This is a genomic window from Enterococcus sp. DIV0008 (genome assembly GCF_050542615.1).
Classification (GTDB): Bacteria; Bacillota; Bacilli; order Lactobacillales; family Enterococcaceae; genus Enterococcus_D; species Enterococcus_D innesii.
Window position 1 is genome coordinate 1,447,860 of record NZ_CP172937.1, and the last position, 18,308, is coordinate 1,466,167.

The window sequence follows — 18,308 nt, forward strand, 5'->3', positions numbered from 1 at the left end:
GTCGTTTCTTTTTTTTGTTGAAACAACCATTTTGTTTTTCTGTTTTCTTCGTTATAATAGAAGCAATGAGAAGTAGAGGAGCGGGTGACCAAATGACAATCAAAGTGATGTCTGTGTTCGGTACCAGACCGGAAGCCATCAAAATGGCGCCACTAGTAAAGGAATTGGAAAACGACCCGCGTTTTGAATCGATCGTTGTGGTGACGGCGCAGCATCGAGAAATGTTGGATCAAGTTTTAACGGTTTTTGAAATCATACCAGACTATGATCTGGATATTATGACTTTAGGGCAAACCTTGACAGGGATCACCACCAAAGTTTTACTGGATCTGGAACCAATCTTGCAAAAAGAAACTCCTGATATCGTGCTGGTTCATGGGGATACAACCACAGCATACGCCGCCGCGACGGCAGCTTTCTATCAGCAGATTCCTGTGGGGCATGTGGAAGCCGGTTTGCGCACATGGAACAAAAAATCTCCTTATCCGGAGGAAGCCAATCGTCAGCTGATCGATGTATTAGCGGATTTTTATTTTGCGCCAACTGCCCAAAGTAAAGAAAATTTATTAGCGGAAAATCGCAATAAAGATGCAATTTTTGTAACAGGTAATACCGCCATTGATGCGATGCGTTATACGATCTCAGAGGACTATCAGCATCCAGAACTTTCTGCAGCAGATCAAACCATGATTCTTCTGACAATGCACCGTCGCGAGAACTTAGGTGTTCCGATGCAGCAAGTCTTCCGCGCTTTAGCGAAGATCGCTAAGGAGAAACCAACCATCAAAGTGGTTTTTCCTATGCACAAGAATCCTCAAGTCCGAGGGATTGCTATGGAGATACTTGGGGAACTAGAAAATGTCACGCTGATTGAGCCTTTAGATGTCATTGATTTTCACAATGTTGCCAATCAAAGTACCTTGATTTTAACGGATTCTGGTGGTGTCCAAGAAGAAGCACCGTCGTTAGGCGTTCCTGTTTTGGTCCTGAGAGATACAACAGAGCGTCCGGAAGGAATTGCTGCAGGTACGTTAAAACTGATCGGTACGTCTGAAGTTGCGGTTTATCAAGAAACAAAGCGACTGCTAGAAGATCCAGAAGCTTACAATGCCATGGCACATGCAGAAAATCCCTATGGCGATGGGAAAGCAAGCCAGCGAATCCTTCAGATTTTAGTTGAACATTTTTCGTGAGAGTTAGAAAGAACAATCTCTCAGTATGAAAAACAATAGATGATTAGACAGCTATTTGATAAATGGCTGTCTATTTTTTTGTGCAAGTTTAAGGAATGTACTGTATCATCTTTTTCATTTTCTCGTTTAAGGGGATAGACGAACGGCTTGTTGTGCTATGGCTTTTGTTAGGAGAAACTTTCTATCTATTCATGAAAAAAGTTTTATCACGTATAAAATTACAACAGTTCTTTAATATTGTTATTTTATTGTAAGACCTTTCATTTAAAAACGAACGAAAATCTAAGAAAAAAGGGTGCTTTTTCCCATTGTTGCGGTTGACATTGGCTAGGATAGCAGTTATTATGTGGGTAGTTGGAAGGAAGACTTCCGACGAACTGACATTTTATACAAATAATTGTTAGGTGAGGCTCCTATATGGACACAAGCTGCTGCCGCAAAAGTATCGAGAGATACTTAGTTGGTAGGACAGGTCTAATCGTGAAGGTTAAACCCAAAGTAGCTGATAGCAGATTTGCTATCTACGCCCTATAGTGCTAAAGCTCTACAATGATCATGAGTTTTTTACGCATGCTTATTGGGAGCGTGCGTTTTTTTGTGTCTTTTACGCGCGTTCCACAGTGACTTACCTAATAAAAAGAAAGGAAGATTCACATGGAATACCCCAGTCCCCAGATGAAACAGCGGAGTAGTTATCGAATCGCTAGGGGTGGCGTAAGCAACTCCTAAGTGCTAGGAGGAAAAAAAGATGTTAAAAAAACTATCGAAAGATCAAGAATTAAAATTACTGGCAAAATTGACCGAAAGAGAATTGCTGATGGAAATGCGGACATCTTTCCAAGGGTTATCGGAAGAAGATGCTGCAGAACGTTTGGCAGAGTATGGTCCAAACAAAGTGGATGCGCAAAAACCAACACCTGCTTGGTTGATGATCCTAGGTGCTTTCAAAGATCCTTTTGTGTTAGTTTTGGCATTATTAATGGTTATTTCTTTTGTAACAGGCGATATTGAAGCAGTGATCGTGATGGGAATCATGATTTTGGCAAGTGTCATGATTACTTTCGTCCAAGAATACCGTTCCCAAAAAGCAAGCTTAGCGTTAAAAGAACTTATTGAAAATACTTGTTCCGTCACTCGAGATGGAATCACGAGAGAAATTCCAATGGATGAAGTCGTTCCAGGAGACATCGTCACCTTAGCAACCGGCGATATGATCCCTGCTGATGCCATCTTGATTTGGACCAAAGATTTATTTATCAATCAATCATCATTAACTGGCGAGTCAATGCCAGTTGAAAAATTTGTGGATGCTGGGATCAAAGAAAGTGATGCCCAAATTTCAGCTTTAGACATGCAAGATCTTGTTTTCATGGGTACCGATGTCTTAAGTGGTCAAGGAAAAGCGATTATTTTGAAAACCGGTCAAAGTACTTTCTTCGGTGATATTGCCAAAAATGCGACGACGAAACGCGGCAAAACAACTTTTGAAGATGGCTTAACGAAAGTCAGCAAACTATTGTTGCGAATGGTCATGGTTCTTTTCCCGATCGTATTACTGATCAACGGATTGACCAAGGGCGATTGGGGCGAAGCGTTGTTCTTCGCGATAGCAGTAGCAGTTGGTTTGACGCCAGAAATGCTACCAATGATCGTCACCAGCAACTTAGCCAAAGGGGCGATCTCTTTATCAAAAGAAAAAGTGATCGTCAAAGAATTGCCTTCTATACAAAACTTAGGCGCAATGGATGTTTTATGTACCGATAAAACGGGTACGATCACCGAAGATCGTGTTGTACTGGTACAGCATTTAAACCCATTTGGCGTAGAAGATAAACAAGTCCTTGATATGACGTATTTAAATTCTTACTATCAAACAGGGTGGAAAAACCTGATGGATATTGCTGTCTTAAACTACTATGAAGAAGAAGGCTTGTCAGCGCCATTTAACGATGTGACAAAAATCGATGAGATTCCGTTTGACTTCTCACGTCGCCGCTTGACGGTTGTTGTCAATGCAGATGGTCATCAACTGATGGTCACTAAAGGGGCAGCCGAGGAAATGGAACAAGTCTGCAAGTATGTAGAAGTTGATGGCAAAGTGATGGAATTGACTCCTCAATTGAGAGAACAATTGCGTCAAGTGAATTTGCGCTTGAACAAACAAGGAATGCGCGTGTTGACTGTTGCTGTAAAACGGGATGCCCACGCAGATGCCGTTTATTCTGTAGAAGATGAACAAGACATGATCATGATTGGCTTTATGGGCTTCTTAGATCCAGCAAAAGAAACAGCAAAAACAGCGATTGCTTCTTTACATGGCCATGGCATCAATGTCAAAGTGCTGACGGGAGATAATGCGATCGTTGCGCAAAAAGTTTGTCGAGATGTTGGGATCGATGCTGATGAATACTTGCTAGGAACCGATATAGATCATCTGTCAGATGAAGAGTTAGCAGAGAAAGCTGCAAAAACCAATCTGTTTGCAAAATTAAATCCAATGCAAAAATCCCGAATCATTGAAACCATTCAAGCGGCAGGCCATACGGTTGGCTTTATGGGAGATGGCATTAACGATGCGCCTGCTTTGCGCACGGCAGATGTAGGTATCTCGGTTGATACCGCAGCAGATATCACCAAAGATGCCAGCTCGATCATTTTATTAGAAAAAAGTTTGAATGTCCTTGATAAAGGAGTCATCGAAGGCCGCAAAGTATTTACCAATATGATGAAGTACATCAAAATGACTTTGAGTTCGAATTTCGGGAATGTGTTCTCGATTTTAGTTGCTAGTGCCTTTTTACCTTTCTTACCAATGTTGTCCATTCAACTGTTGGTTCAAAACTTGGTGTATGATATGGCCCAATTGACGATCCCATGGGACAACGTAGATAAAGAAGAGTTAGAAAAACCAGTTAAATGGCAAGTGGGTGGACTATTGAAGTTTACCGTCGGCATTGGACCTGTTAGCAGCATCTTCGATATTTTGACCTTCTTTATGATGTGGCATGTCTTTAGTGCAAATACCATCCAAGAGCAAGCCTTGTTCCAAGCAGGATGGTTTATGATTGGCTTAACGACACAAACCTTAGTCGTTCACATGATCAGAACGAGAAAATTACCATTTATCAAAAGTATCGCATCACCTGCAGTTTTGATTTCAAGTGTTCTAGCGATTGCAGTTGGCTTCTTGGTCATCTTGACGCCATTGCATACCGTCTTTGATTTTGCAGCACTGCCATCAAGTTACTGGCCATGGTATGTCGGTATCAATCTAGCTTATTTAGTAACAGTTGAGTTTGCGAAACGCATTTACATTCATGTCACGAGAGAATGGATTTAAAAAAAACAGGTCGGCGTTCTTCCTAACAGGGGGAGAATCGCCGATCTGTTTCTTTTTATCCGTTCTCTGTATTATTTTTTTCTCATATTAAGAAATTTCTCTTAGATTCAAGTCAAATCTTTCACAAGTGATAATAAAAGGATTATGCTTAATCTGTTTTGTATAATGATGATTGCTGTACTATTCTTAAATAAAAAAAAGAATCTGAAAAGAAAAAATCGAAGAAAGCGATTGCTTTAATGTGATTAATTTCACTAATGTTTTCTTAAGAGTTGCTACAGTGGGAATTCTTTTATTAAAAAAAATACCCTTTTCACTTGTCATTTTCGAAGTTAAATGATAATTTATAAGAGTAAATGAAATTTCGATAGTACAGATTTAAACCCTGTTACATACGAAAGTGAATTTTTATATCAGAGAGGAAAGTGTGTCAAGATGGCAAAAAAACAAAAAGCACTTGATTTCCAAGCGATTTTGGAGCAAGTCAATGCGGATTTTCCAACTTACCAAGCTTTGGACAAAGACGGGAAAATTGTAAATCAAGAGTTAGTACCAGATTTAAGTGACGACGAATTAGTTGAATTGATGACTCGTATGGTATGGTCTCGTGTATTAGACCAACGCTCAACTGCGTTAAACCGTCAAGGTCGTCTAGGTTTCTTCGCGCCAACTGCTGGACAAGAAGCAAGCCAATTAGCAAGTCAATTTGCTTTTGAAAAAGAAGACGTTTTATTACCTGGTTACCGTGATGTACCACAATTGATCCAACACGGCCTGCCATTGAAAGAAGCTTTCTTATGGTCACGTGGTCACGTTGCTGGGAACCTTTACCCAGAAGATTTAAAAGCATTGCCACCACAAATCATCATTGGTGCACAATACGTCCAAGCAGCCGGTGTTGCTTTAGGATTGAAAAAACGTAACAAGAAAAATGTAGTATTTACTTATACAGGTGATGGCGGTTCTTCACAAGGGGACTTCTATGAAGCAATCAACTTTGCAGGGGCTTACCATGCAAACGCTGTATTCTACATCCAAAACAATGGTTTTGCGATCTCTACACCTCGTGAAGTACAAAGTGCGGCACCAACCTTGGCACAAAAAGCTGCAGCAGCTGGGATCCCTGGTATCCAAGTTGACGGTATGGATCCATTGGCAGTGTACTATGTTTCTAAAGCAGCTCGTGAATGGGCAGCAAACGGCAACGGTCCTGTATTGATTGAAACCTTGACTTACCGTTACGGTCCACATACATTGTCTGGTGATGATCCAACCCGTTACCGTTCAAAAGACATGGACAGCGAATGGCAACAAAAAGATCCATTGGTACGTTTCCGTACTTACTTAACTGAAAAAGGACTTTGGTCTGAAGAAAAAGAAGAACAAGTCATTGAACAAACAAAAGAAGAAATCAAAGCAGCGATCGCTGAAGCTGACCGCGTGCCAAAACAAAAAGTTTCAGATTTCTTGAAAAACATGTTTGAAGTTCAACCACAAAACATTAAAGAACAAATTGCAACTTACGAAGCGAAGGAGTCGAAATAGTCATGGCACAAAAAACAATGATTCAAGCAATTACAGATGCCTTAGCTGTTGAAATGGAAAATGACAAAGAGATTTTAGTCTTTGGTGAAGATGTCGGTAAAAACGGCGGGGTTTTCCGTGCAACAGAAGGTTTACAAGAAAAATTCGGCGAAGATCGTGTCTTCGATACCCCTCTTGCTGAATCTGGTATCGGCGGCTTGGCTTTCGGTTTAGCATTAGAAGGTTTCCGTCCAGTTCCAGAAATCCAATTCTTTGGTTTCGTATTTGAAACATTTGACGAAATCGTTGGTCAAATGGCGCGTACTCGTTACCGTATGGGTGGTACACGTAATTTACCAATCACTATTCGCTCACCATTTGGTGGCGGTGTGCACACACCAGAATTACACTCAGATAACTTGGAAGGATTGATCGCTCAATCACCTGGTATCCGTGTCGTTATTCCATCAAACCCATATGATGCAAAAGGATTATTGATTGCTTCTATCCGCAGCAATGACCCAGTTGTTTTCTTAGAGCACATGAAACTTTACCGTTCATTCCGTGAAGAAGTGCCAGAAGAAGCATACGAAGTTCCTTTAGACAAAGCAGCAGTCACTCGTGAAGGTTCTGATGTTTCAATCATCACTTATGGTGCGATGGTTCGTGAAGCAATCAAAGCTGCTGACAACTTAGCAAAAGAAAACATCAACGCTGAAATCATCGACTTGCGTACAGTTGCTCCTCTTGATGTTGAAACAATCATCAAATCAGTTGAAAAAACTGGTCGTGTAGTTGTCGTTCAAGAAGCACAAAAACAAGCAGGTGTTGGCGCTCAAGTCGTTTCTGAAATTTCTGAACGTGCGGTTCTATCACTAGAAGCTCCAATCGGACGCGTGTCTGCACCAGATACGATCTTCCCATTCGGTCAAGCTGAAAACATTTGGTTGCCAAATGCAAAAGACATCGAAGACAAAGTGAAAGAAATCGTGAACTTTTAATAGTTGAAGAAGGGAAGAATAGAAAATGGCATTTCAATTTAAATTACCGGATATCGGTGAAGGAATTGCAGAAGGCGAAATCGTAAAATGGTTCGTCAAAGCAGGGGATACCATCAATGAAGATGATACCTTACTAGAAGTTCAAAATGATAAATCAGTGGAAGAAATTCCATCTCCAGTAACAGGAACAGTGAAAAACATCGTTGTCCCTGAAGGTACAGTCGCAAACGTTGGGGATGTCCTTGTTGAGATCGATGCACCAGGACATGAAGACAACGAAGGCGATGCAGGTGTAGCAGCAGAGTCTCAAACACCAGCAAAACCAGCGGCAGAACCTACAACGGAAACGGCTGAAGCATCAGCTGGTTCTTCTGAAGGCGCAGGCGTTTTCCAATTCAAATTACCAGATATCGGTGAAGGGATTGCAGAAGGCGAAATCGTAAAATGGTTCGTTAAAGCAGGAGATACCATCAATGAAGATGATACGTTGCTTGAAGTTCAAAACGACAAATCAGTGGAAGAAATTCCATCTCCAGTAACAGGAACAGTGAAAAACATCGTTGTTGCTGAAGGAACAGTCGCAAATGTTGGGGATGTTTTAGTTGAAATCGACGCACCTGGTCACAACAGTGCGCCTGCTTCATCAAGCACATCTGGAGAAGCACCAAAAGAAAAAGTGGAAACTTCTGGTTCGGCAAGTGTTGTTGAAGCAGCAGATCCTAACAAACGCGTCTTGGCTATGCCTTCTGTCCGTCAATTTGCTCGTGAAAAAGATGTGGATATTTCTCAAGTATCAGCAACAGGTAAAGGCGACCGTGTAACAAAAGAAGACATCGAAAACTTCCTATCAGGTGGCGGACAAGCTGCAAAAGCTGAAACTCAAGCTCCTGCGAAAGAAGAAACAAAAGCTGCAGCAACTGAAAGCAAACCAGCAGCTCCAGCAAAAGCCTTCAAATCAAACTTAGGTGATTTAGAAGAACGTGTGGCCTTAACACCTACACGTAAAGCAATCGCTAAAGCGATGGTAAACAGCAAACAAACAGCTCCTCATGTAACCTTGCATGATGAAGTTGAAGTAACAAACCTATGGGATAACCGTAAGAAATTCAAAGAAGTTGCTGCTGCAAACGGCACAAAACTTACTTTCTTACCATATGTTGTAAAAGCATTGACTGCAACAGTGAAAAAATTCCCTATCTTGAATGCGTCAATCGATGATGCAAAACAAGAGATCGTATACAAAAACTATTACAACATCGGTATCGCAACAGATACTGACCATGGGTTGTATGTACCAAACGTAAAAGATGCAGATCGTAAAGGCATGTTTGCTATCGCTGATGAAATCAACGAAAAAGCAAAACTTGCTCATGACGGCAAATTGGCTGCAGATGATATGCGTAATGGTACCATCACAATCAGTAACATCGGTTCAGTTGGTGGCGGCTGGTTCACACCAGTAATCAACTACCCTGAAGTAGCTATTTTGGGTGTAGGTACGATCGCGCAACAACCAATCGTAAACGCTGAAGGCGAAATCGTTGTCGGACGTGTGATGAAACTTTCCTTAAGCTTCGACCACCGTATCGTTGATGGCGCAACAGCGCAACAAGCAATGAATAATATCAAACGTCTATTAGCTGATCCAGAGCTATTAATGATGGAAGGATGATTAACAAATGGTAGTTGGAGATTTTGCTGTTGAATTAGATACAGTTGTAATCGGTGCGGGACCTGGCGGCTATGTAGCTGCCATCCGCGCTGCTGAAATGGGACAAAAAGTAGCAATCATTGAAAGAGAATATATCGGCGGCGTTTGTTTGAACGTTGGTTGTATCCCTTCAAAAGCCTTGATCGCTGCAGGTCATCATTACCAAGAATCTTTGGATTCAACAATGTTTGGTGTAACAAGTGAAAATGTTTCCCTTGATTTTACCAAAACTCAAGAATGGAAAGACAACAAAGTCGTTAAAACATTAACTTCAGGTGTTGGTTTCCTATTGAAAAAACACAAAGTAGAAACGATTGAAGGAGAAGCTTTCTTCGTTGATGATCACACATTGCGTGTCATCCACCCAGATTCAGCACAAACATACTCTTTCAACAATGCAATCATCGCAACAGGTTCTCGTCCAATTGAAATCCCTGGTTTCAAATTCGGCGGACGTGTTCTTGATTCAACTGGCGGATTGGCATTAAAAGAAGTTCCTAAAAAATTCGTTGTTATCGGTGGCGGTGTCATCGGTTCTGAACTAGGTGCAGCTTATGCAAACCTAGGGGCAGAAGTAACGATCCTTGAAGGCTCTCCTCAAATCTTGCCAACCTATGAAAAAGACATGGTCAAATTGGTTGAAGAAGACTTTGCGAAAAAAGGTGTAACAGTCGTTACCAACGCAATGGCGAAAGAAGCAATTGACAATGGCGATAGCGTAACTGTGAAATATGCCGTAGATGGTAAAGAAGAATCAGTTACTGCTGATTACGTAATGGTTACTGTTGGTCGTCGTCCAAATACTGATGACATGGGCTTAGAACAAGCAGGTGTTGAAGTAGGCGAACGCGGATTGATCACGGTTGACAAACAAGGCCGTACCAACGTATCAAACATCTACGCAATTGGTGATATCGTACCTGGTGCTGCATTAGCACATAAAGCTAGCTACGAAGCAAAAATCGCTGCTGAAGCAATCTCTGGTAAAAAAGTTGCCGTTGATTACAAAGCGATGCCAGCAGTTGCCTTTACTGACCCAGAATTGGCTTCTGTCGGTATGACGATCAAAGATGCCAAAGATGCTGGAATTGAAGCAAAAGCATTCAAATTCCCATTCTCAGGTAACGGTCGTGCGTTATCTCTAGGGAAAACTGAAGGATTCATCCGCTTAGTAACAACGGTTGAAGACAATGTGATCATCGGTGCGCAAATTGCTGGTCTAGGAGCAAGCGATATGGTTTCAGAACTTGCTCTTGCTATTGAATCTGGCATGAACGCAGAAGATATCGCGTTAACGATCCATCCACATCCATCTCTAGGTGAGATCACAATGGATGCTGCTGAGTTAGCTCTAGGATTACCAATCCACATTTAAGCTTTGTGAAACTCGTTCATCATTTGGTGAACGAGTTTTTTTATCACCAAAAATAAAGCGATCCTAAGCTATTGACAGAATCTTCTGGAAATGATACGATGCTCTTAATATTTCAACCGTTGATGAGGAAAGTACATTGATTTGGCAAGCCTAGAGAGTCTTCGTAAGGTGCAAGAAGAACTTGTAGAATCAATCGAAAATGGCCTCAGAGGTGATCTTCTGAACTTGTACGAAAGATAAGGAGATCCGGGTGCGCCCGCTATCGCGTCAAAGTATAACGACGTTTATTTGTCGCGTACTTGCTGAGAAGCATGCTGAAAAGTCTGCTTGAATAAAGGTGGTAACACGTAAACACGTCCTTTGATATTTCGATATCAGAGGGCTTTTTTATTTGCATTATTAAGGAGGAATAGTATGACAGAACGATTTGAGACGATTCAATTACACGGAGGACAAACACCAGATCCTACCACAGGAAGTCGCGCCGTACCCATTTATCAAACCACATCCTATGTGTTTGATGATGCTGACCAAGCGGCAGCGAGATTTAGTCTTGGTGAGAGCGGCAATATCTATACCCGTATTACCAATCCGACGACCGCGGTTCTAGAAGAACGATTAGCCCTTTTAGAAGGCGGTGTCGGTGCGTTAGCAACGGCTTCTGGCTCAGCAGCAATCACCTATGCGATTTTAAATCTTGCACAAGCAGGAGATCATATCGTTTCTGCTGCTTCAATTTATGGGGGGACCTATAATTTATTCGCTCATACGTTGCCAGATTTTGGCATTACCACAAGCTTTGTCGATAGTGAAGATCTACTAGCACTAAAAGCAGCCATCCAGGAAAATACCAAAGCAGTTTTTCTAGAGTCTTTAGGCAATCCAGATATTGATATTGCCGACTTTAAAAAGATTGCAGCGATCGCTCATGAAGCCGGGATTCCCCTGATCATTGACAACACCTTTGCGACTCCCTATCTGTTTCGAGGGTTTGAGCATGGGGCGGACATCATCGTTTATTCCACGACAAAATACCTCGGTGGTCACGGGGCTGCTTTAGGAGGGGCTATTATTGATAGTGGCAACTTTGATTGGACAAACGGCAAATTTCCCAAGCTGGTCGATCCCGATCATAGTTACCATGGAATCTCATGGGTAGAAGCCGCTGGTAACGCTGCCTATATCACTCGGGCCCGAACGATTCTTTTACGGGATACAGGTGCTGCGATTTCTCCCTTCAATTCATGGGTGTTGCTTTTAGGCATCGAAACGCTTTCGTTGCGGATGGAACGTCATGTAGAAAATGCGCAACAAGTTGCTGAATTTTTAGCCAAGCACTCGGAAGTTTCTTGGGTTCATTTCCCAACCCTGCCGGACAGTCCTTATTTTAAGCGGGCGCAGGAGTATTTCCCCAAAGGGACCAGTTCGGTCTTTTCCTTCGGATTAAAGGGTGGGGCAGAAGCAAGCAAAACCTTTTGTGGCGCAACCAAGCTCTTCTCTTTGCTGGCAAATGTCGGGGATGCAAAGTCCTTGATCATCCATCCAGCTTCGACGACCCATTCCCAGCTTAGCGTAGAAGAACTTGCAGCAGCCAAAATTCGTCCAGAGACGATTCGCCTATCCGTTGGATTGGAAAACATTAACGATCTCTTGGAAGATCTCACGCAAGCCTTCCAACAGCTCTAAATAGTTGAAGCAGTAGGAAAAGCGCAGGATACTATGCTGCGCTTTTTTGTTGTCGGTTAGTGTTTCAAATAAAACTGCGGTTTCTGTTGTTAGAAGGATAGTAAATCCATCGGTTCTATGCTATATTTAGTTGCTAAGGAATATGGATAAGGTGGGGGATGTATGCGTAATCATGCGAGTGACAAGAGGATTCGGTTTTACTACACAAGTTTGCAATTTCTTTATTGGATGATGTTTTGCTCAATCTATGGCTTTGCGACCCTTTTTTTGATTTATTTCAAGGTCGATCCAGCAAAAATTGGCGGTATTTTAGCCTTAGTCAATATTGCGTCTACGATTTTGCAGCCCTTCATCAGTCAAGTCATTATCAAAAAAAGCAAAGTACCGCTGATCGTTGTATTGAAAACGATGACAATCGGCGTGGTCACGGTGCTCTTAGCAGGTGTGATTTTCCCTGCATTATCGATACTGACTTATGTTTTAGGAGGGATTTTGCTCGTTTCCATGCAGTCCTTTCTCAACGCCTTGGCATTTGAATACACGAATAGCGGCAACAAAATCAATTTTGGCTTTTCGCGTGCGGGTGGATCACTAGGATTTGCGGGGACCTCCTTTTTACTGGGGCAGCTCTTGGAGGAGTTTTCGGCAGCCCTTTTGCCAATGATTGCTATCGGGCAGGCCGTTTTGTTTCTCATTATTTTGCTTTTGCTGCCAGCGATCAAGAAGCCAGAAATGCCCGTGATGCTTACAGAACAAAGGCATTCAGGTGCCTTTTTGAAAAAATATCCTTTTTTACTCTTTCTCTTTGTCGGGTTTAGCTTTCTCTTCAGCTTCCACACGATGATCAACAGTTTTTTGGCACAAATTTTTGCCGATATTGGCGGTGGCAGTAAGGAAGTTGGCATCGCCCTGATGGTTGCGGCGTTATGCGAACTGCCAGGCATGATTTTCTTTGAACAGTTAGTGAGGATACGGTCTAGCCGTTTTTGGCTGTTGTTTTCCAGTGTTGCCTTTGCCATTCGTGGGGTGCTGATGCTGTTGATCAGCTCCATCATCCTGATGGAAATGAGCCATTTGATGCAAGGGGTTAGTTTTGCTTTGTTTATTCCAGCTTCGGCTTATTTGTTCAACCATAGTTTGGCAGATGAAGACCGGGTTTTTGGACAAACGATCATCATTATTGCTACCACGATCGGTGGCGTGATCGGCAATCTTTTAGGGGGGATGCTGATCCAAAGCTTCGGTGTCTGGGAAATGCTTTTGATTGGGACTGGGTTTGCCGTTTTGGGTGCTGCATTGACCTTTATCGGTGTGAAAAAAATCCCTAAAAGCGACAAGAAATTAGCGATCGTAAGCGAATGATCGATAGGTAAAAAAAAAAGAGTTGCGGCCGTATTTGCTTCGGTCGCAACTCTTTTGAATCTGATCAACGGGTACTATTTCTTTTCTAATACAGCGATAAATTCCCGCATATAGTCTGGTAGATCTGGGGGACGGCGGCTGGAAACGATATGTCCATCCGTAACAACAGGTGTATCGACCCATGTGGCTCCAGCATTTGTCATATCATCTTTGATGCCTGGTGTACTGGTGACCGTCTTGCCTTGCAGGATATTCGCAGAAATCAAGACCCAGCCTGCATGACAGATTTGACCAATGATTTTTTGGTCTTTGTCCATCGTTTGCACGAAAGAGATGACCTCTGGGAAACGTCGCAATTTATCAGGCGCCCAACCACCTGGAACTAAGATGGCATCGTAGTCATCGGCATGAATATCAGAAAAAGCAAAGGCTGATTCTGCGGGTACGCCGTATTTGCCAATATACGTTTTATGCGCTTCTTCACCGACTAAATCGACTTGTGCGCCTTCTTCCCGTAACCGATGGACCGGATACCACAGTTCTAAATCTTCGAAATCATTGTCGACTAAGGCAATGATTTTTTTGTTTTCTAAACGCAAGAGAATTCCTCCTTTTTCTTGTTATTCTTACTGTAACATCATGCAAAGAGAAACACCAAAAGTATGCTTCTTAAAAAATGCCAAGGAGCTATTTTGAGAATGGTCATTCAGAGCAATGGTATTGATGTAAGCGTTGTAATCATTAGGAAAGTGAGCGATAATAAAAGAAAGCCAAAGGAGACGAAGATGTGGAAGCATTCGAAAAAGCTCGAAAATTTATTTACAAAAACGCGCGCCCTGTAGACCTTGCTCGTTGGCAGTACCATTTTGAAAATGGATCTCGCGAGGCTGTCTTACAGGCGTTACAAGTCTACCAAAATGAAGATGGGGGGTATGGGCATGGTTTGGAACCTGATCATTGGAATCCCAACAGTACACCAATTGCAGTGTGGGAGGCATGTCGAATTTTAAGAGAGCTTGAATGCCTTCATTCGACAAATCCACAAGTCCAAGGGATTCTAAGGTATTTAGCTAGTGGAAAAGAATTTTCTGAAGGGAAATGGTTCAACCAAGTGCCGTCAACGGTATCCTATCCGCATGCGATTTGGTGGGAGAGTCCTGTGGGCGTGCCAGCAGACAACCCAACGGTCAGTCTAGCTGGTACGATCTTAAGGACAGGGGAAACGACCCTCTATCAAAAAGCACAAGCAATCGCCGAAACAGCGGTTGCAAGTTTTCTTAATGAGCCAACCAGTGAAATGCACACATTAGTCGTCTATCTAGAATTATTACAAGACTGTGAAGAAATCCAGTATCAGCCTGTTTTAGCAAATGAACGCTTTCGCGAGATCTTATTTCAGCAAATTCGCCATACAGTCTCAAACGAGCCAGAAGAGTGGTTCACATCTTATGTCAGCAAACCTTCAAATTTTTTCTTTACAAGAGAGCAGCTGCTTGGGATCTTTAGTGAAGAATTATGTAAAAAAGAAGCTCAAAAAATTTTAGAACACCAACAAGCAGACGGATCATTTGTCATTCCATGGCAATGGGGAACGGATTACCCAGAGTTTTTCATTAGTAAACAGTGGTGGAAATCAATTGCTATCATTAAAAATTTTTTGTTTTTGCGGGCTTTTCTAGACGAACCTTTTTGAAATCGGCCATCTTTTAATCAGCGATCTCGTTGAAAGAACAAAGGAATTTCCTTCTTATTTGAGATTCATGGAGTTCAGCTTCTAAAAATCCCAATAGTTTGTAAACAAGAGGTACATTCATTGCCAGGATGTACTTTTTTTTGCAGTGGAGGCTCTGACCTATTTTCAATTTTGTGGTACACTGAATAAGATGAATAGGAGTGGTAATATGCGGGATTATCAATATCCTCTGGACTTAGATTGGTCGACGGATGAAATGGTCATCGTCATGAAGATGTGGGAACGGTTAGAACAAGCCTATGAAAAAGGCCTTCCTAGTAGTACGTTTCTTGAGGCGTATCAAGCCTTTAAAAAAGTCGTTCCCAGCATTGGCGAGGAACGCCGTTTAGGTAGAGAATTTGAAGAACTATCAGGCTATTCGTTATACCATGCCGTGCAGGCAGCGAAAAAGACTGAGGGAAAACTAAAAATGAAAGGGTAGATCAACGAATGCATGAAATCGTTAATGAAGTTCGCCAGTGGATGATCGCTGCAGGCGAAACGATCAAAGACAATTTAAATAAAGAAGACTTGGTGGTCGAGACAAAATCAGGACGGAAAGACTTAGTGACAGAATTGGATAAAGCCACGCAAGATTTTCTGATTGGTAAGATCCAATCCTATGATCCGGATGCCAAAATTTTAGGTGAAGAAAACGGACTGGACACACTTGCTGACATGAGTGGGCGGGTCTTCATCATTGATCCGATCGATGGAACGATGAATTTCGTTTTAGAAAAAGAAAACTTTTGTATCATGATCGCGATTTACGAAGAGGGCAAAGGGCGCTTTGGCTTTGTCTATAATGTCATGAAAGATGAATTCTTATGGGGTGGTCCAGAGATTGGTGTCTATAACAATGGCAAGAAGATCGAACCCCCGAAAGATATTGCCTTATCCGAAGGTCTCGTTGGCTTGAATTCACCCATGTTGATCCATAACCGCCACCATGAAACTGAGGTCAGTGACAAAGCATTAGGTATTCGTATGACTGGATGTGCTGGAGTAGAGCTGATCGCCCTCGCTAAAGGACAAAGAGCAGGCTATCTTTCTCATCTTGCGCCATGGGATTATGCGCCAGGGGGCGTTTTGTTAGAAACCCTTGGATTAAAAATGGCAAACATCAAAGGTGATCCATTATCCCTGAATGGACGGGAATTGTTTGTCGGCGGTACACCGAAAGCTTTTGAAGAATTATTGGCGATCGTCAATCAATAAGAAAAAACCAGATATTTTTTTAATATCTGGTTTTTTCTGTAAAAATGAAAACTTTGCACTATATTTCAGAAAGAAATTCTGGTATAATGGCTTGTCGAGTGCAATGTCACCAAAAAAGGAGTTTATAAATTGAATATTAGAAATGATATCCGCAACGTCGCTATTATTGCCCACGTTGACCACGGAAAAACTACATTAGTTGATGAATTATTGAAACAATCCCAAACGTTAGATAGCCATACCCAATTACAAGAACGGGCGATGGATTCAAATGCGATCGAAAAAGAACGTGGTATCACGATCTTAGCGAAAAATACAGCGGTTGAATACAACGGAACCAAAATCAATATCATGGATACCCCAGGACACGCGGACTTCGGTGGTGAAGTAGAGCGGATCATGAAAATGGTCGATGGTGTTGTTTTAGTTGTTGATGCTTATGAAGGTACGATGCCTCAAACACGTTTCGTATTGAAAAAAGCGTTGGAACAACATTTAGTCCCAATCGTTGTTGTTAACAAAATCGACAAACCATCTGCTCGTCCTGAGCACGTGGTAGATGAAGTCTTAGAACTATTTATCGAATTAGGTGCAGACGATGACCAATTGGACTTCCCAGTGATCTACGCTTCAGCGATCAACGGGACCTCAAGTGAATCAGATGATCCTGCCGATCAACAAAAAACGATGGCACCATTGTTTGATACGATTATCGAACATATTCCAGCGCCAATCGACAACAGCGATGAGCCATTGCAATTCCAAGTATCTTTACTTGATTACAATGACTACGTTGGACGTATCGGAATCGGACGTGTCTTCCGTGGAACGATCAAAGTTGGTGACCAAGTTGCTTTGATGAAACTTGATGGCCAAGTGAAGAAATTCCGTGTCACAAAATTATTCGGTTTCTTCGGTTTGAAACGTTTAGAAATCCAAGAAGCGAAAGCTGGCGATTTGATCGCTGTTTCTGGGATGGAAGACATCTTCGTTGGTGAAACAGTCACACCGATCGATCACCAAGATTCATTGCCTGTTTTACACATTGATGAGCCAACGTTACAAATGACCTTTGTCGTGAACAACTCACCATTTGCAGGTCGTGAAGGGAAATTCGTAACCGCTCGTAAAATTGAAGAACGCTTGATGGCGCAACTACAAACAGACGTGTCTCTACGTGTTGAACCAATCGGACCAGATTCTTGGACTGTTTCAGGACGTGGCGAACTTCATTTGTCGATCTTGATCGAAAACATGCGTCGTGAAGGCTTTGAATTGCAAGTTTCTCGTCCAGAAGTTATCGAACGCGAAATTGATGGCGTGAAATGCGAACCATTTGAACGAGTGCAAATCGACACACCAGAAGAATACATGGGTTCAGTGATTGAATCACTAGGGATTCGTAAAGCAGAAATGCAAGATATGATCAATACAGGAAATGGACAAGTACGGATCATTTTCTTAGCACCAGCTCGTGGCTTGATCGGCTATACGACAGAATTCTTATCAATGACTCGCGGCTACGGTATCATGCACCATACCTTCGACCAATACTTGCCAATGATTCAAGGGCAAATCGGCGGACGCCACCACGGCGCACTTGTATCGATCGATACAGGAAAAGCAACAACTTACTCAATCATGAGTATTGAAGAACGTGGAACGGTCTTCGTTGAACCAGGTACTGAAGTATATGAAGGAATGATCGTCGGCGAAAACTCTCGTGACAATGACTTAACGGTCAATATTACGAAGGCAAAACAAATGACCAACGTCCGTTCAGCGACGAAAGACCAAACATCTGTCATCAAGAAACCAAGAATCCTTTCACTAGAAGAATCATTGGAGTTCTTGAACGATGACGAATACTGTGAAGTAACACCAGAAAGCATTCGTTTGAGAAAACAAATCTTAAACAAGAGCGAACGGGAAAAATCACAGAAAAAGAAAAAAACAGCTGACAAATAAACAATGATCGAGGTTTTTACCAACTTCTGATCTGTTCGATTTTCCGAAGGATGGAAAAGGGATTGCTCCTGTGGTGCAGCGGCTCTTCGCCGCAACCCCTAGAAAAGCAATCAGCCGATTTCCCTCCTTCGGTTCTTTTTTGCACGTCTACCCGATCTGTTGAACCGTTAAAATAAGCAGCGCTTGCAATTTCGACCA

The 18,308-nt window shown here is 42.2% G+C and carries 13 protein-coding genes, 1 riboswitch and 1 other annotated feature; of the genes, 12 read left to right on the top strand and 1 reads right to left on the bottom strand.

Annotated elements, in window-relative coordinates; translation table 11 throughout:
* The first annotated feature begins 92 nt into the window (after nucleotides 1–92).
* From wecB to IGI84_RS06970, 8 genes are all read left to right on the top strand, one after another.
* Nucleotides 93–1,193: a non-hydrolyzing UDP-N-acetylglucosamine 2-epimerase gene (wecB, locus tag IGI84_RS06935; protein ID WP_081118546.1), complete on the top strand. Its 1,101-nt coding sequence runs from the start codon at nucleotides 93–95 to the stop codon at nucleotides 1,191–1,193.
* Between the two features lie 389 nt (nucleotides 1,194–1,582).
* Nucleotides 1,583–1,754: riboswitch (M-box (ykoK) riboswitch) on the top strand.
* A gap of 187 nt (nucleotides 1,755–1,941) precedes the next feature.
* Nucleotides 1,942–4,533: a magnesium-translocating P-type ATPase gene (gene mgtA / locus IGI84_RS06940; RefSeq protein ID WP_081118912.1), complete on the top strand. Its 2,592-nt coding sequence runs from the start codon at nucleotides 1,942–1,944 to the stop codon at nucleotides 4,531–4,533.
* Between the two features lie 435 nt (nucleotides 4,534–4,968).
* Nucleotides 4,969–6,078, top strand: a complete 1,110-nt coding sequence (gene pdhA / locus IGI84_RS06945) for a pyruvate dehydrogenase (acetyl-transferring) E1 component subunit alpha (protein ID WP_005231936.1) — start codon at nucleotides 4,969–4,971, stop codon at nucleotides 6,076–6,078.
* Nucleotides 6,079–6,080: 2 nt separating this feature from the next.
* Nucleotides 6,081–7,058: an alpha-ketoacid dehydrogenase subunit beta gene (locus IGI84_RS06950; protein WP_005230047.1), complete on the top strand. Its 978-nt coding sequence runs from the start codon at nucleotides 6,081–6,083 to the stop codon at nucleotides 7,056–7,058.
* A gap of 25 nt (nucleotides 7,059–7,083) precedes the next feature.
* The gene (locus IGI84_RS06955) at nucleotides 7,084–8,730 is read left to right on the top strand and encodes a dihydrolipoyllysine-residue acetyltransferase (RefSeq protein WP_430600934.1); all 1,647 of its coding nucleotides are present in this window, start codon (nucleotides 7,084–7,086) and stop codon (nucleotides 8,728–8,730) included.
* Between the two features lie 7 nt (nucleotides 8,731–8,737).
* Nucleotides 8,738–10,144 carry a dihydrolipoyl dehydrogenase gene (gene lpdA, locus IGI84_RS06960; protein WP_005230052.1) on the top strand — a complete coding sequence of 469 codons (1,407 nt, stop codon included), beginning with the start codon at nucleotides 8,738–8,740 and terminating at the stop codon, nucleotides 10,142–10,144.
* Nucleotides 10,145–10,254: 110 nt separating this feature from the next.
* Nucleotides 10,255–10,508 (top strand) — a binding site (T-box leader).
* A gap of 50 nt (nucleotides 10,509–10,558) precedes the next feature.
* On the top strand, nucleotides 10,559–11,830 hold the full coding sequence (locus IGI84_RS06965; RefSeq protein WP_081118914.1) for an O-acetylhomoserine aminocarboxypropyltransferase/cysteine synthase family protein: 1,272 nt from the start codon (nucleotides 10,559–10,561) through the stop codon (nucleotides 11,828–11,830).
* Nucleotides 11,831–11,992: 162 nt separating this feature from the next.
* Nucleotides 11,993–13,192 carry an MFS transporter gene (locus IGI84_RS06970; RefSeq protein WP_081118915.1) on the top strand — a complete coding sequence of 400 codons (1,200 nt, stop codon included), beginning with the start codon at nucleotides 11,993–11,995 and terminating at the stop codon, nucleotides 13,190–13,192.
* A 74-nt stretch (nucleotides 13,193–13,266) separates the two neighbouring features.
* On the opposite strand, the gene IGI84_RS06975 is transcribed toward IGI84_RS06970, so the two are convergent.
* Nucleotides 13,267–13,791, bottom strand: a complete 525-nt coding sequence (locus IGI84_RS06975; protein WP_077453782.1) for a type 1 glutamine amidotransferase domain-containing protein — start codon at nucleotides 13,789–13,791, stop codon at nucleotides 13,267–13,269.
* Between the two features lie 188 nt (nucleotides 13,792–13,979).
* On the opposite strand from IGI84_RS06975, the gene IGI84_RS06980 reads away from it, so the two are divergent.
* From IGI84_RS06980 to typA, 4 genes are all read left to right on the top strand, one after another.
* A complete protein-coding gene (locus tag IGI84_RS06980; RefSeq protein WP_081118916.1) occupies nucleotides 13,980–14,885 on the top strand; it encodes a hypothetical protein in 906 nt (301 codons plus the stop codon).
* Between the two features lie 208 nt (nucleotides 14,886–15,093).
* Nucleotides 15,094–15,366, top strand: a complete 273-nt coding sequence (locus IGI84_RS06985) for a UPF0223 family protein (RefSeq protein ID WP_081118917.1) — start codon at nucleotides 15,094–15,096, stop codon at nucleotides 15,364–15,366.
* Nucleotides 15,367–15,374: 8 nt separating this feature from the next.
* Nucleotides 15,375–16,142: an inositol monophosphatase family protein gene (locus IGI84_RS06990; RefSeq protein ID WP_430600935.1), complete on the top strand. Its 768-nt coding sequence runs from the start codon at nucleotides 15,375–15,377 to the stop codon at nucleotides 16,140–16,142.
* A gap of 129 nt (nucleotides 16,143–16,271) precedes the next feature.
* Complete coding sequence (gene typA, locus IGI84_RS06995; RefSeq protein WP_016611080.1) at nucleotides 16,272–18,110, top strand: translational GTPase TypA; 1,839 nt, start codon at nucleotides 16,272–16,274, stop codon at nucleotides 18,108–18,110.
* Nucleotides 18,111–18,308: the final 198 nt, after the last annotated feature.

Coding starts and splice junctions, on each gene's coding strand:
- lpdA (WP_005230052.1), top strand. CDS start 8,738: ATGGTAGTTGGAGATTTTGCTGTTGAATTAGATACAGTTGTAATCGGT.
- mgtA (WP_081118912.1), top strand. CDS start 1,942: ATGTTAAAAAAACTATCGAAAGATCAAGAATTAAAATTACTGGCAAAA.
- IGI84_RS06970 (WP_081118915.1), top strand. CDS start 11,993: ATGCGTAATCATGCGAGTGACAAGAGGATTCGGTTTTACTACACAAGT.
- pdhA (WP_005231936.1), top strand. CDS start 4,969: ATGGCAAAAAAACAAAAAGCACTTGATTTCCAAGCGATTTTGGAGCAA.
- IGI84_RS06955 (WP_430600934.1), top strand. CDS start 7,084: ATGGCATTTCAATTTAAATTACCGGATATCGGTGAAGGAATTGCAGAA.
- IGI84_RS06950 (WP_005230047.1), top strand. CDS start 6,081: ATGGCACAAAAAACAATGATTCAAGCAATTACAGATGCCTTAGCTGTT.
- wecB (WP_081118546.1), top strand. CDS start 93: ATGACAATCAAAGTGATGTCTGTGTTCGGTACCAGACCGGAAGCCATC.
- IGI84_RS06965 (WP_081118914.1), top strand. CDS start 10,559: ATGACAGAACGATTTGAGACGATTCAATTACACGGAGGACAAACACCA.
- IGI84_RS06990 (WP_430600935.1), top strand. CDS start 15,375: ATGCATGAAATCGTTAATGAAGTTCGCCAGTGGATGATCGCTGCAGGC.
- IGI84_RS06985 (WP_081118917.1), top strand. CDS start 15,094: ATGCGGGATTATCAATATCCTCTGGACTTAGATTGGTCGACGGATGAA.